The organism is Paenibacillus sp. NPDC055715 (assembly GCF_053617595.1).
On sequence record NZ_JBSHGA010000015.1, the window covers coordinates 62,804 to 77,052 of the forward strand.

Here is a 14,249-nt window from a genome sequence, read left to right on the forward strand (position 1 = left end):
GTGTGCTCATTTTAAAATTAATAAACCTGTTCTTTATAGAAAAATCCGAAGGATAGTTCCCGTTCAGGATCTTGAAGACGGCGAACCTCATCCAGCCAGCTTTCATTATAAGCATAAGCGTCAGGATCGGCTGTAAAGGTATCCATCGCCTTACGATAAGCACGAACGACTGCCGCGTTGTATGCCGTAGGCTTCAACAAACCCTCGATCTTAAAGCTATGCACGCCTGCCTCCATCAGAATATGCAGGTCCTCCATAATGCAAAAATCATCCGAACTCATAATATGCGTTCCGTTGATATCCTCATAAATCGGAAATTTCTCTTCCTGCCGTTCTGCTTCGATCAAAAACAAGCCACGCTTTCTGCCCAGATCACCTTCCACCGGGCGTCCTTGATGCAGCATATAGCTTTGTACAAGCTTGCGCTTGGAATGATAAATATTGGTCATACCATGCACCTGAACCTGCGCCTCCATGTTCAGCTTTGGCACCATTTCCGTAATTTCGTCCATACTCAGCTCACGGGCCAAAATGACGCGCGAAGCACCCTTCTCTCCCCAATAGTTGGCGGTTGCGAAGTTGGTGGAAATCATTTCACCGTTCCAGAACAGCTTCAAATGGGGGGCATATTCCTTTACCGCCATCAATACTGCCGGATCATTAAACTCAATGGCATCTACACCGCATTCGGCAATCGTCTGCACATATTCGGGAAGGAATGGCAATAGCTCGTTCGTCATCAAGTTGGTCATGGATACATATACCTGGGCCGCATGCTTCCGAGCCTCTGCCACAACCTCACGGATTTGATCCGGTGTAAAATGCCCCGGTAGCCGCATTCCAAAACGATCATCTCCAATAAGTAATGCGCTCGCTCCAGCCTCCAGCATATGACGGGCATCCTCCAGAGAGCTGGCGGTTACCAATAGTTCGGGTTTGTAAGCCATAGGCTCACCTCCTAATTTGTCTTACGGTTGCTTACCTGAATATTATGCAAATGTTCTTGATATGTCTTGGCAAACAAATGTCCGTGCGTTCCGTCTTTTTTGGTCACATAAAAAAAATAATCCGTAGTTTTCGGCTGTAAAGCCGCCACCACTGATTTCAGACTGGGGCTTGCAATCGGCCCCGGTGGAAGTCCCTGATGCAAATACGTATTATATGGGCTTTCTACAGCCAAATCCTTGTAGTACAGCCGTTCCTTTTGCTTGTCCAGCATATATTGAACGGTAGCGTCAATTTCCAGCTTCTTATCCTGCTTGAGCCGATTATAAATGACGCTAGCTACGACAGGACGTTCATCATCCACAACCACCTCGCGCTCCACCAGAGAAGCAACCGTCAGCAGTTGATGCAGCGTTTCACCCCGCTGTTTCAGCTTCGCGTCCAAATCGGGAACGGTCTCCAGACGTTTTTGCGTCTGTTCCAGCATCGCCTGTATAATATCTTTGGTCGTACTGCCCTTTTTCAGCTCATAGGTTTCCGGGAAAAGATAGCCTTCCAGCGCATAGCGAAGCCTCGCCTGCTTTGGAATATCCCGCACCAGTGCGACGTCAAAAGCGGACGGATCGTTGGCCAGCTGCAAAAATTGCTTCTGGTTCGCCAGTCCTTCCTTTTGCAGCTTATCAGCCATCTGTCTGATCGTAAATCCTTCCGGTATCGTAAAACGGATCATTTCCTCTTTCACAACGTCCCCTGCCGATAACTTGGCAATCAACTGATCAAAAGTAGCACCGGGCTGAGACTCATATTTTCCGGCCTGAAATGTGCTTCCTTGCTGTTTGAATTTAAGATAAGCCTTAAACACGAGCGCATTACGTATGAGTCCCTTTTGCTCCAGCGTATCTGCTATAGCGGATGTACCCATTCCTTTCACTACTGTAAATGCAACCGGCTGCGTCTTCGTTTGGACAGGCTGCATGGCATTCCAAATATAGAGAGCTGCTCCGCCTGCTATGATCACAATCAACAGAAGCAACGTAACCAACGTCGCCCTTCGCTTCAATTCCACCCAACTCCTTCACAGCCAAAAAGGGCGGACTGGTCCGCCCTTTCAGGTTTGATCTCCTCGTTATCCAGACTTTACAGCTCTTCTGGCAGCGTACATTCATCATACAGCTCGGAAATATCTTCCCACTCATCGTCATCCTCAATCGTGGTGATGGAAATATCTCCTTCCGGGGATGAACTCACATGATACAGCTCATGCTCGCCTTCAGCAGCTCCGGGTTTACGCAATACGGCGTACCGTTGCTCTCCTACCTTGAACTCCGCTTCCAGTTCCATGCGTACCGCACGGCCCTGTTCATCCTGTAGCTCTACATCCCCGCCAAACGCTTCCTTCAAATCAGAGGTCCAACTCAGATTTTCACGTGAATAGTTCATCATTTCCCGTCTTCCTCGTCCTCTTCTTCCACAAATGTATTAAAGGTCTCTTCAACGATTTCCCATTCGGCATCGTCTTGGATCACAAACAATTTAATATCATCGCCTTCTTCCTCGTAACGGAAGGCGTACACATCGGACTCGTCGGCTTCAGGGTCCACTGGCGCAACCATCATGTACTTCGCTTCGGAACCGTCTACCTCAAACTTCATAATGACCTCGAACTCTTCCTCGTTGCCCTCGTCATCGGCAATGTAAATAATTTCCGGTTCTTCTTCCATACCCACTTGATTTTCAGTCATTACGAAATCCCCCTCACCTTGTACTGTGTGCGTCCAAATAGTTTTGCAAGATCAGGCTTGCGGCCAGTTTGTCTACCACCTGCTTGCGTTTTTTTCGGCTGACGTCGGCCTCCAGAAGCGTGCGCTCCGCCGAACGCGTCGTCAGCCGTTCATCCCAAAGGTGAACGGGTAAACCCAGTAACTCCTTGAGTCGGTTCGCAAACTCAATGCAAATCTCACCGCGTGGACCCACGGTACCGTTCATGTTTTTCGGCAAGCCTACTACAACCTCGCCGACCTCATTGTCACGGACCAGATTTGCAATTTTACCGAACTCGCCGTCGTCACCGCGTCGTTCTATGACTTCCAATCCTTGGGCGGTCCAGCCGAAGGCATCACTTACGGCAACCCCGATTCGGCGGTCCCCGTAATCCAATCCCATTACTTTCATGCCTGTCTCCTAACGGTGCTTGGCCAGATAGAAACGAACCAGCTCTTCAATCAATTCATCGCGTTCTTTTTTGCGTACCAGGCTTCTGGCATTATTATGCCGTGGCACATAAGCCGGATCACCTGACAACAAATACCCGACAATCTGATTAATCGGATTGTATTCTTTTTCTACCAAAGCATCATATACGGTCAACAAAATCTCCTGAGCAGAAGCTTCCTTCTCATCCGCCTTGACATTAAATTTGACCGTTTTGTCCATGGAATCCACTGTTGACACCTCGCTTCCACAAAACATGTGTACATGTTTATGCCAGCTTATTCTTATACATCATACCATAAGCAGGGCCCTTCAAGGAAATGTCTAAATCCGGCTTTTTCCAAAAATCCGCAAGAATTATCGAACTTTATCCTTGAGAAGCCGCCACTACCAATTCACGGGCGCGCACGAGCGCTTCGTCCAGCTTGCTGGCATCCTTGCCTCCGGCTTGAGCCATATCCGGACGCCCACCGCCGCCGCCGCCGCATACAGCAGCAATTTCCTTCACAAGCTTGCCTGCATGAAGTCCAGCCTTGGTATGCTCTGCCGGTACAGCTACGACAAAATTGACTTTGTCGTCCATCGCAGCCCCGAGCACCAGCACAGCAACCGGAAGCTTGCCTTTCAGCTCATCGGCAATCGCACGCAGCGCATCCATACTGGAAGCCTGCACGCGTGCAGCCAACAGCTGCACTCCGCCAGCTTGCACGACCTGATCGGTCAACTGACCCGCTTCAATAACGCTCAGCTTGCTTTGCAGCGATTCATTTTCACGACTGAGATCTTTAATTTGCTGCTGTAAAGATTCAATGCGTTTTGGCACCTCGGACAGCTTAGATTTCACCAGACCTGCCGATACTTTTAGCAGCTCCAACTGACCTTCCATATATTCAAAGCCAAAGCGTCCAGTCACCGCTTCAATCCGGCGAACGCCCGATCCGATGCCGCTCTCGCTGACAAGCTTGAACAGTCCGATTTGTGAGGTGTTGCTTACATGACAGCCGCCGCACAGCTCAATGCTGTAATCGCCTACCTTGACGACACGTACGATATCTCCATATTTTTCACCGAACAGCGCCATCGCTCCAAGAGCCTTGGCTTCATCAATCGGTTTCAGTTCAATATTTACATCCAGTTGGCTCCAAATCGCGCGATTTACACGCAGCTCAATATCCGCCAGTTCTTCCGGCGTAATGCTTCCAAAATGGGAGAAGTCAAAACGCAGACGCCCAGGTTCTACCAGTGAACCTGCCTGATTGACATGGTCGCCCAGCACTTCTTTAAGCGCTTTGTGAAGCAAATGCGTGGCGGTATGATTTTTTTCGATTTCACCGCGAGATGCTTGGTCTACTTCCGCTTTAACTGTATCGCCAACGTTCAGCTCACCAGCTTCCACGACGACCTGATGTACATGTTGGCCTTGAGGTGCCTTGAACAGTCCTTCGACCTTCGCCGTTACCGTACCCCCGCGTAGCAAGCCATGATCACTGACCTGTCCGCCGCTTTCAGCATAAAAAGGAGTCACGTCCAGCACAACCTGACAAGTCTGTCCTTCACTAACACTGTCCACCAGCACATCTTCATATACAATAGCCACAATTTTAGACTCGGTTACGAGGTCATTATATCCAACAAAATCACTTTTAACCGCCAGGTCAGACAAGGCTCCACCCTGAATCTTCATGCTTGCATTGTCCTGATGAGCGTCACGCGCACGTTTCCGTTGCTCCTGCATCGCTTCATCAAAGCCCTCACGGTCTACTTTCAAGCCCTGCTCGTCCGCATAATCCTCTGTGAGGTCAAATGGGAAGCCGTACGTGTCATACAATTTGAATGCGTCTGCTCCACTGATGACATCGCGACCTTCCGATTTCGCCTGAGCACTGATATCAGCCAAAATAGCCAATCCGTCCGTCAGCGTTTCGTGGAAGCGTTCCTCTTCTGTTTTGATCACCTTGATGATGAAATCACGCTTGTCTACTACCTCAGGGTAGTACACGCCCATTACATCTCCCACCGTTTCCACCAGTTCAAACATAAATGGACGGTTCATGCCCAGCATTTTTCCGTAACGGACAGCACGGCGTAGCAAACGGCGGATAACATAACCACGGCCTTCGTTGGAAGGCAGCACACCGTCACCAATCGCAAAAGCTACGGTGCGGACATGGTCGGCAATCACTTTGAGAGCCACATCACTGTCCACATTTTCGTTATATTTGACCCCTGCCATAGCGGCTGCTTTCTGAATAATAGGTTGGAAAATATCCGTATCGAAGTTGGAATCCACATTTTGCAAAATGGATGCAAAACGCTCCAATCCGGCGCCTGTATCAATATTTTTGTTCGGAAGCGGCGTGTAGCTGCCATCCTTGTTATGGTTGAATTGTGAGAATACGAGGTTCCATACTTCCAGATAACGCTCGTTTTCCCCGCCCGGATACATTTCAGGGTCCGTCATGTCGCTACCGTAAGCTTCGCCGCGATCATAAAAAATTTCCGTACAAGGTCCACAAGGGCCTTCGCCGATATCCCAGAAGTTATCTTCCAGTTTGATGATACGTTCAGCAGGAAGCCCCACCTTTTCGTTCCACAGCTTGTACGCCTCTTCATCCTCAGGATACACGGTTACAGCCAGACGCTCCGGGTCAAAGCCGATCCACTTCGGATCAGTCAGAAACTCCCACGCCCACACAATGACTTCTTCCTTAAAATAGTCACCAATCGAAAAATTACCGAGCATTTCGAAAAAGGTGTGGTGACGGCGCGTTTTGCCGACATTTTCAATGTCATTGGTGCGAATACATTTTTGCGAATTAGCGATACGCGGATTTTCAGGCTTCACACGTCCGTCAAAATAAGGCTTAAGCGGTGCCATCCCCGCATTAATCCACAGCAGGGAAGGATCTTTATGTGGAACAAGCGGTGCGCTGGGTTCAATCACATGTCCCTTACTTTCAAAAAACTCCAGCCATTTGGAGCGGATTTCACTAGCTTTCATATAAATAACCTCCTAATTATGGTGTCACTTGTACTTGGCACAGGCCATAAAAAACAGAAAAACGCCCCTGAACGGATCAGGGACGATTGTATCGCGGTACCACCCTGGTTATCGTCGTCCCCTCTTCACGAAATGCTACATGCGCAGGCTGCGCACTCAGGCATCTGATTAACGGACGAGCGATCGCCTTGTTTTCACTGGTAACGGGAGCATCCCGGCGGGTTCAGCCCGCACTCCGAAATGAGCTTTCCCTACTGGATAAACACATTTAAACATACTTAATTCAGTATATCCGTGTCATTTAGCCGTGTCAACGCGATTTCAGACGGGAATATGGACGAAATCAGATCGTTTTGCGCTTCACATAATAAGCAAAAAAATGCTGAAGCGCCACCTTCAAGACCGCCATCACCGGAACCGCTAAAATTAACCCGGTTATTCCCGCTATTTCGCCACCCACCAGCAGTGCGAAAATGATGGCAATCGGATGCAAATGCAAAGTACGTCCAACCACCTGGGGAGAAATGACGTTACTTTCCAACACTTGAATACAGGTATTGACGACTAAGACCAGCAGTACCATTTTCAAAGAAACCGTAGAAGCCATAACAACCGCCGGAGCAGCCCCCAAAAACGGGCCTAAATACGGCACAATATTGAATACAGCCACCACTCCTGCCAGCAGTAGCGCATAAGGCATCCCAATCAGCATATATCCGATATAGGCCATCACCCCGATAATGACGCAGACCAGCAGTTGTCCACGCACATAGTTACCGAGCGCCTGATCAATTTCCTTAAGCACCGTTACAATAGCCTTGCGGCGGGATCGCGGGAGATAAGACACAATAGCCCGTTCGAACACATCGAAATCCTTTAAAATATAAAAAATGAGAAACGGCACAATGAACACATTGAACAACATATTGATCATCCCACCGATGTTGTCCATAAAAGCAGCAATCCCTGTAGCCATCCGATTCTCGAGTTGAAAAAACCACTGATTCATACCTGAGCGTATCCCTTGGGGTAAAATACTTCCGTCCATATTCGTCATTAATCCCTGTGCATGCATGGTCAGCTCGGGCAGGTGCTCATTCAGCTCATCCAGTTGTTCGATAAACATCGGAATCAGGTGCATCAGAATGACGACGAGGCTGCTCAAAAATACGGCATAAATAAGCAGGACGGCTACACTTCGAGGTACCTTGCGTCCGCCCAGCATATTGACCACAGGATTAAGTACATAGGAAATAATCATCGCTACCGCAAATGGCGCAATAATCGTTTTCAGAAAATCATACAGATGCAAAAACAAAGGCCGCAGCAGCCAGATAAAATACAGAATGACGAGTCCCAGCAGTGTCCATATTCCGTATCGGAACAGCCTGCTTTTCGTTAATTGATCCATACCGTGCCCCCTTACCGGACTAGCCTCTTTTAAGTATATGCCTGTACCTTTACTTTAATCCTTCCCCTGAGTCTGGAGGCACCCCAAAGTATCTATTGTAAAGAAATAGAAAAACGGCTGAAAATGATTAACAAAGTGATTCCGTCTGACGATATAAATAAAAAAGAACTACCTTAATTTTCACATTTCTGAACTATCGGGGGTATTTTTATGAATTTGAAAATGAAGCTTATTCTCCTTTTTACCTGCATTGTTGTCGTTTCAGCAGGACCTTTGTCCGTGATTAGCATGACAAGCATTAAAAATCAGGCTAACCATGATATCCCAGAGCTTATGAGAAGCAAAGCTTCTGAAACCGTCAACCTGCTCGACGGATGGACACGCGGCAACGCCAAAATTATCGAAACACTGGCTGTCGGACTGCAATCCGGTGATATTCCCTCAGATGCCAAAGTGGCTTCAATGAAGGCAGCCTTTCAAAACTATAAAGATCAAAGTGTTGCCAATATTTACGCAGGATTTGAGGATGGAACCTATTGGGACGGCTCCGGCTGGTTTGAAGCGGGTTACGATCCTCGCGTTCGTCCATGGTACAAGGATGCCAAAGCTAAGGGAGAAATGTATTATTCCTCACCGTATATTGATGCAGCCAGCAGTGATTTTACCATCTCCATTGCAAAGCCTCTCAAGGATTCCAACGGCTCCATCACTGGTGTAGTGAGTGAGGATATTTTGCTCAACGATATGACAAAAATGATTAAAAGCATAGACCTGAACGGATTGGGCTACGCATTTCTGATTGATCAGAATGGAGTCGTGGTCGCGCATCCGGACAGCAAGCTGGCTGGTAAATATCTCAAGGATACGCCCGAGTTAGGTTCATCAACTGCGGCCCTGCTGAGCGCCCCTTCGGGAAAAATCGACTACAGCTACAATGGTAGTGATCGTCAGCTTTATTTTAAGAAAATGCCCAGCACAGGCTGGATTGTAGGCTTATCTATTTCGAAAGATATTGCTTTTCAGGAGTATTACTCCACACGCAATCAGTTACTCATTACCGTTGCTATCATCTTTGTCGTTGCTATGGTGCTGGCGGTCTGGGCGGCAAACAGCTTTATCAATCCGATTCGGAGGCTTCAAGCGAACGTCAAGCGGGTGGCTGAAGGGGATATGACAGCACATGTGGATATTAAGGGCAAAGATGAAATTGCCAGCTTGGGTACGGATTTTAATATCATGTCGGATAATCTCTCTCACCTGCTGCGCAAAGTAGCAGATACGGCTGGCGAGGTTAGCTCGGCTTCTCATGATATGCACCAGTACGCCAAGGATACCGGGACTATTGCATCACAAATCTCCAGTGCCGTTCAGGAGCTTGCTCAAGGAGCAAGTGATCAGGCAGAAGCTGTATATTCCGGCTCTGAAAAGCTGTCGCATATGACAGGCTCCATCGACCAGATCGGTGAAAGCGTCAAGCGCACCCAAACCGCTGTGCTGGAAACGGACTCTGCCGTGCTGGTCGGGTACGAAACAGCGGAGCGTCAAGCGAAGCTCGCAGCCGAGTCCAGACAAACAACAACCGCTGTAGGTGAAGCTGTAGACTCACTCAACTTGAAAACACAGGATATTGAATTGCTGGCCGGGGCCATCCATGATATCGCAGCCCAAACCAATCTGCTGGCGCTGAATGCTTCCATTGAAGCAGCCCGCGCCGGGGAACACGGACGCGGCTTTGCCGTCGTTGCCGGGGAAGTACGCAAGCTGGCTGAACAAGCAGGAAGTTCCAGTGACAGCATTATGCACAAGCTGGAGGAAATCAAGGTTGCGGGACTGCGGAGCGCAGAGGAAATGAAGAAGGCTCTCGCTGTAACAGTAGAGCAGGAACGTGCGGCTATCGCTACGAGACAGGCGTTCGAGTCCATACGGGGAGCGTCTCAGCATATGCTTACCCAGATTGAGGATGTATCTGCCGCGGCTGGTCATCTCCGGACAAACGCCGGACATATTTCCGATGTCATTTCCAGCGTAGTCGCCGTATCTGAGCAAAGCGCAGCTTCCACCGAGGAAGTAGCTTCCTCCGTGCAGGAGCAAGGGCATTCCATGAACAATATTGCCGAGCTTTCCGCCAAACTTGACTCGCACGCAGACCTACTGCTGGAAGAGGTTAAACGCTTTAAGCTGTAAAGCAATTCTGCTCAAAAAACAGATAAACAGCATGCTACCTATCCAGACAGGAATCTATATGAAAAAGAGGGTGACTCCCAGGCTATTACAGCCATCGGGAATCACCCTCTTCGTTATTCATCAAGCATGGTCCAATCTATGATCCGTTCATCTGCTGAACAGTATAGTTCACACCACATTAGATGGACTGCCTGTCCCTACTCCAGATTTAAACTTAGGAAGAAGCGTGGATCTGCGGCAAGTCCTGTTGTGCCACGTCATCTCCAAAGAACAGGTCGTCCAGCGAACTGAGCGTACCGTCCTCTTCCACTTGGTAGACAGACATTTTGTCACCATTCACCTGAAGTTCGATGAAGCATCCCCAACAATAAAATTGATGGGAGCCGATTTTGCCGATATCTTTGGAATTACAATTCGGACATCTCAATAAACTCACCCTATCCATTAACAGAATATATGGCTTTTTCCAAACGCTGCTCGCTTAACGGGGGCACCATAACGGCATTCTCCCCGATGGACATTTCTTCGGTGCAGGGCAGCCATTTCCGCCCTTCAATAATATCCGATACAAAACCATCGCTGATTTCCAAGCCTATTATGTTATTGCCCATTTCCTGGTCAAAATAAACATCCGAAATGTGTCCGAGCATAAGCCCTTCCTCTGTAAGCACGGATAAATCCTTCAGTTTACCGGGTCCAAGCAAATACGTATGTTGAATATCGTTGGCCTCCGTTTTACGGACAGCCTGCTGATTGCGAATCATAATCGCATCTTCGCCATAAGCAATGATGTCATCCCAAGCCACCATTTTCACTTGAGATGAAAAAAGGCCTTTACCTTCCAACTCGATCCCTATAATTTTCCAATCATCCGTCACCATAAAATCGAGTATTTTACCGATCTGCTTCCCGCCCTCTACATCGAAAACGGCAAGTCCGATCATATCCTGAAGCTTCATATATAGGGTACCTCCTCATTCTGCAATCCGAACGGAGATGCGGTCCTTTCCTTCATGCGTGTCAGACCTTGGTTCCGTTCATGCAATGAAATGGAAAACCGCCCCTCCCTTCTTATTAAAGTGCGGAGAAATCCCTAGTACCTACTACGTAGCCGCTTCCATATGGTTTCAATTTTCTTGGCCGTGTATTCCATTTCTTTCGTAGTATTACCCAAACCGAAGCTAAACCGAATCGCTGATTTTAAAACATTCTCAGGAAGATCCATCGCCTGCAATACATGCGACAATTCCAAAGACCCGGAAGTACAAGCTGAACCGCTGGCCGCTGCAATTCCTTCCATATCCAGATTCATCAACATGGTTTCCGTACCAATAGCCGGGAAGCTAAGATTCAGAACATTCGGTAAAAAATGCTCAGGATCGCCGTTGATTACAAAAGCGTCTTTGCCCAAAGTGTCTTCCAGCGCTTTCAGCAGAGTTTGACGAAGAGCCATATCGTGCGCCCAACGTTCCTCTATAGAGGTGTTGGCAAGAGTTGCTGCTTTAGCCAAACCTGCAATCCCGGCAATGTTTTCCGTACCGGCACGGCGTTTCTTCTCCTGAAGTCCCCCGTGCATCAAAGGTTGGATACGTGTACCCTGACGGATATACAAAGCTCCAACGCCTTGCGGGCCGTTAATCTTATGACCGGATACGCTAAGCAAATCAACAGGAAGGCTCTGGCAGTCTATCTGTATATGACCGTAAGCTTGAACCGCATCTACATGGAATACAATGCCATGTTCTCCCGCAATCTGTCCTACTTCATGGATCGGCTGAATTACGCCTACCTCATTGTTGGCATACATCATGCTGATCAAAAAAGTATCCGGCCGGATCGCAGCCTCTATATCGGCTGGATTGACGCGCCCAGAGCTCTTGACTGGCACATAGGTCACTTCGTATCCCGCTTTTTCGAGTTCAGCGCAAGCATGAAGCACCGCATGATGCTCAATGGCTGTCGTAATGATATGGCCAGAAGTGCGGCCATCTGCCGTAGCCGTCCCGAACAGGGCCAGATTATCGCTTTCTGTCCCTCCGCTAGTAAATATGATTTCTTCGGGCTTGCAGCCCAAAGAGGCCGCAACGGCATCCCGCGCAGCACTGACGGTGCGCTTGGCATCCCGGCCAAAGGCATGAACGCTTGAAGCGTTGCCGAATTGGCCGGTCATGATGTCCATCATAGTCTGCGCAACCTCAGGATGCATAGGAGTCGATGCGGCATGATCCAGATAAATTCTGTTCATGTCAATTCACCTCAAATGTAAAACATGTAGTTATCCAATTCATCATGTTCCTGGTATGTGATCAAGTCCTTGAGCGTAGTGGAATCCAGCACTTCTGCAATACTGTCACGAATCCGCAGCCATAGCTGACGCTTCGCCGGGTCGTCCTCTTCAGTGAAATCTACCGGAGAAATCGGACCTTCCAGTACACGAATAATGTCTCCTGCCGTTACCCCTGCCGGTTCACCCGCCAGAATATAACCGCCGTAAGCACCACGGATACTTTTTACCAAACCTGCATTGCGCAAAGGCGCAATAAGCTGCTCCAGATAATGCTCGGAGAGCTGATTCTTCTCGGCTATACTTTTCAAAGACGTCGGACCTTCGCCAAATCTGGCTGCAAGTTCCATCATAATCGTCAGGCCGTAGCGGCCTTTTGTTGATATTTTCAATTGTGGCACCTCACTTATAGTAACAATTCCGTTAAACACGCGGAATAACTGGTGTTATATAACTCTCTATTCCGATCTTAACCCTCAGCTTATGTTAACATATTAGGGCAGGTAAAGGGAAACATTACGGTAACAATCTTAAAAAGAGTTGTTTTCGGGCCATTTGGAACGGCTTTGGCCCATTTTATGGAGCTTTCTCCCATCGTTCTCCGTGTCGTTGGATCGTCCAGCCATCGTAACTTATAATCGTTTATGTTACAATAGGAGGGTTCTACAACAATTTTGAGAGAATTGGGTGATGACCATGGCTAAAGCCAATCATGAAACCCGTGTCGTCGTCGGCATGTCCGGGGGCGTCGACTCATCCGTTACCGCGCTGCTGCTAAAGGAGCAGGGCTATGACGTAATCGGCATCTTCATGAAAAACTGGGATGACACGGATGAATTTGGCCGCTGTACGGCTGAGGAGGATGCGGAGGATGTACGCCGTGTCTGTGAGCAGATCGACATTCCTTACTATACCGTCAATTTTGAAAAAGAATACTTCGATAAAGTATTCTCGTATTTTCTTGATGAATATAAGGCTGGACGTACTCCAAACCCCGATGTCATGTGCAACCGTGAAATTAAATTCGGCGAATTTCTCAATAAAGCGCTGGATTTGGGCGCGGATTATGTTGCTACAGGACATTACGCTCGGGTTGTGGAAGAAGACGGCCGTTTCACCTTGCTGCGGGGCGTGGACAGCAACAAGGATCAGACCTACTTCCTGAATGCATTGAGCCAAAAACAATTGTCTCGGACTATGTTCCCCATCGGTCACTTGCCGAAACCGGAAGTCCGCAAAATTGCGGAAGCCGCAGGACTGTATACGGCCAAGAAGAAGGACAGCACAGGCGTATGCTTCATCGGCGAGCGTAATTTCAAGGAGTTTTTGAGCGGGTATCTGCCTGCTAAAGGCGGAGACATGGTGGATATCGCTACAGGTGAAGTCAAAGGACGCCATGATGGTCTGATGTACTATACACTCGGCCAACGGCAAGGCTTAGGCATAGGCGGTTCCGGTTCAGGCGAACCGTGGTTCGTAGCCGACAAGGATCTGGAGCGGAACATTTTGTATGTGATACAGGGCGACCGTCACCACAGCTTGTATTCCACCAGCCTAATTGCAACCGACGTGAACTGGATTGAAGGTGCGGATATGCGTCCGTCCGGCGAATTCCGTTGCACAGCCAAGTTCCGTTATCGCCAGCCTGACCAGCAAGTGACTTTACAATGGCTTGAGGACGGAACCGTACACATCGTATTCGATGTACATCAAAAGGCCATTACGCCCGGACAAGCTGTCGTATTTTACGATGGCGAACGGTGTCTGGGCGGCGGAACCATTGACAAGGTTGAAAAGCTCCAGCCTGAATCGGTTAAATGAATATACGTTTGACGTGGCATAAGTATTTAAAAAGAAGGGCGTCTTCCCTATTTGTAGGGAGATGTCTTTTTTATGCATTATTTATTCATTAGCGCAATATGAGGATTCGATTATGTATTTTGCAAAAAGTGGATTTGCTACTCCTAACTGTTTACCTACTTTCATCACTGGGAAATTGCCAGAATTTAATTCGTTGTAGGCTGCTGCCCGACCTACCATAAGTATTTCCTGAATGTGGGTTGCGTCTAGTAATGATGGATATGAACCTAAAGCTTTAACATTTCTACTTCCATGTATGGAGTCTGTAAAATATATTGTGTAAACTCTCAAACCCATTAAAATGGAAGTAAGAGAAAGGTTGGGGAGAACACTATGGGACTCTGGTCAAAACA

General features: G+C 48.2%; 15 protein-coding genes. 3 read left to right on the top strand and 12 right to left on the bottom strand.

Going from position 1 to position 14,249, the window contains the following annotated elements; all coding sequences use genetic code 11:
- Positions 1–17: 17 nt before the first annotated feature.
- The 7 genes from ACWGOO_RS19450 to alaS all read right to left on the bottom strand — a co-directional run bounded on the left by ACWGOO_RS19450 (position 18) and on the right by alaS (position 6,157).
- Complete coding sequence (locus ACWGOO_RS19450; protein ID WP_452486111.1) at positions 18–947, bottom strand: peptidase U32 family protein; 930 nt, start codon at positions 945–947, stop codon at positions 18–20.
- Positions 948–958: 11 nt separating this feature from the next.
- Positions 959–1,987 (bottom strand): endolytic transglycosylase MltG, encoded by a 1,029-nt coding sequence (gene mltG, locus ACWGOO_RS19455; protein WP_452486135.1) that lies wholly within the window; start codon positions 1,985–1,987, stop codon positions 959–961.
- Positions 1,988–2,082: 95 nt separating this feature from the next.
- Positions 2,083–2,388 (bottom strand): DUF1292 domain-containing protein, encoded by a 306-nt coding sequence (locus tag ACWGOO_RS19460; RefSeq protein ID WP_452486113.1) that lies wholly within the window; start codon positions 2,386–2,388, stop codon positions 2,083–2,085.
- Positions 2,385–2,687, bottom strand: coding sequence for a DUF1292 domain-containing protein (locus ACWGOO_RS19465; RefSeq protein ID WP_134913170.1), 303 nt, complete (start codon positions 2,685–2,687; stop codon positions 2,385–2,387). Before ACWGOO_RS19465 ends, ACWGOO_RS19460 begins: the two co-directional genes overlap by 4 nt.
- Positions 2,688–2,700: 13 nt before the next feature.
- On the bottom strand, positions 2,701–3,117 hold the full coding sequence (ruvX, locus tag ACWGOO_RS19470; protein ID WP_452486116.1) for a Holliday junction resolvase RuvX: 417 nt from the start codon (positions 3,115–3,117) through the stop codon (positions 2,701–2,703).
- Positions 3,118–3,126: 9 nt separating this feature from the next.
- Positions 3,127–3,387, bottom strand: coding sequence for an IreB family regulatory phosphoprotein (locus tag ACWGOO_RS19475; RefSeq protein WP_007431624.1), 261 nt, complete (start codon positions 3,385–3,387; stop codon positions 3,127–3,129).
- Positions 3,388–3,523: 136 nt separating this feature from the next.
- The gene (gene alaS, locus ACWGOO_RS19480) at positions 3,524–6,157 is read right to left on the bottom strand and encodes an alanine--tRNA ligase (protein WP_452486118.1); all 2,634 of its coding nucleotides are present in this window, start codon (positions 6,155–6,157) and stop codon (positions 3,524–3,526) included.
- Positions 6,158–6,243: 86 nt separating this feature from the next.
- Here alaS and ACWGOO_RS19485 point away from each other — a divergent pair, with 86 nt between their 5' ends.
- Complete coding sequence (locus tag ACWGOO_RS19485) at positions 6,244–6,429, top strand: hypothetical protein (RefSeq protein ID WP_452486119.1); 186 nt, start codon at positions 6,244–6,246, stop codon at positions 6,427–6,429.
- Between the two features lie 71 nt (positions 6,430–6,500).
- Here the strand turns inward: ACWGOO_RS19485 and ACWGOO_RS19490 are convergent, their stop codons facing one another.
- Positions 6,501–7,568, bottom strand: coding sequence for an AI-2E family transporter (locus ACWGOO_RS19490; RefSeq protein ID WP_452486121.1), 1,068 nt, complete (start codon positions 7,566–7,568; stop codon positions 6,501–6,503).
- 210 nt (positions 7,569–7,778) lie between these two features.
- Between ACWGOO_RS19490 and ACWGOO_RS19495 the strand changes: the two genes are divergently transcribed.
- Complete coding sequence (locus ACWGOO_RS19495) at positions 7,779–9,752, top strand: methyl-accepting chemotaxis protein (protein WP_452486123.1); 1,974 nt, start codon at positions 7,779–7,781, stop codon at positions 9,750–9,752.
- A gap of 214 nt (positions 9,753–9,966) precedes the next feature.
- Here the strand turns inward: ACWGOO_RS19495 and ACWGOO_RS19500 are convergent, their stop codons facing one another.
- From ACWGOO_RS19500 to cymR, 4 genes are all read right to left on the bottom strand, one after another.
- Positions 9,967–10,179, bottom strand: a complete 213-nt coding sequence (locus tag ACWGOO_RS19500; protein ID WP_452486137.1) for a hypothetical protein — start codon at positions 10,177–10,179, stop codon at positions 9,967–9,969.
- 10 nt (positions 10,180–10,189) lie between these two features.
- Positions 10,190–10,711: a PRC-barrel domain-containing protein gene (locus tag ACWGOO_RS19505; RefSeq protein ID WP_452486124.1), complete on the bottom strand. Its 522-nt coding sequence runs from the start codon at positions 10,709–10,711 to the stop codon at positions 10,190–10,192.
- A 134-nt stretch (positions 10,712–10,845) separates the two neighbouring features.
- Positions 10,846–11,997 carry a cysteine desulfurase family protein gene (locus tag ACWGOO_RS19510; protein WP_452486126.1) on the bottom strand — a complete coding sequence of 384 codons (1,152 nt, stop codon included), beginning with the start codon at positions 11,995–11,997 and terminating at the stop codon, positions 10,846–10,848.
- A gap of 11 nt (positions 11,998–12,008) precedes the next feature.
- A complete protein-coding gene (gene cymR, locus ACWGOO_RS19515) occupies positions 12,009–12,428 on the bottom strand; it encodes a cysteine metabolism transcriptional regulator CymR (RefSeq protein WP_014282941.1) in 420 nt (139 codons plus the stop codon).
- A gap of 298 nt (positions 12,429–12,726) precedes the next feature.
- Between cymR and mnmA the strand changes: the two genes are divergently transcribed.
- Positions 12,727–13,857, top strand: a complete 1,131-nt coding sequence (gene mnmA / locus ACWGOO_RS19520; RefSeq protein ID WP_452486127.1) for a tRNA 2-thiouridine(34) synthase MnmA — start codon at positions 12,727–12,729, stop codon at positions 13,855–13,857.
- The last annotated feature ends 392 nt before the right edge of the window (positions 13,858–14,249 follow it).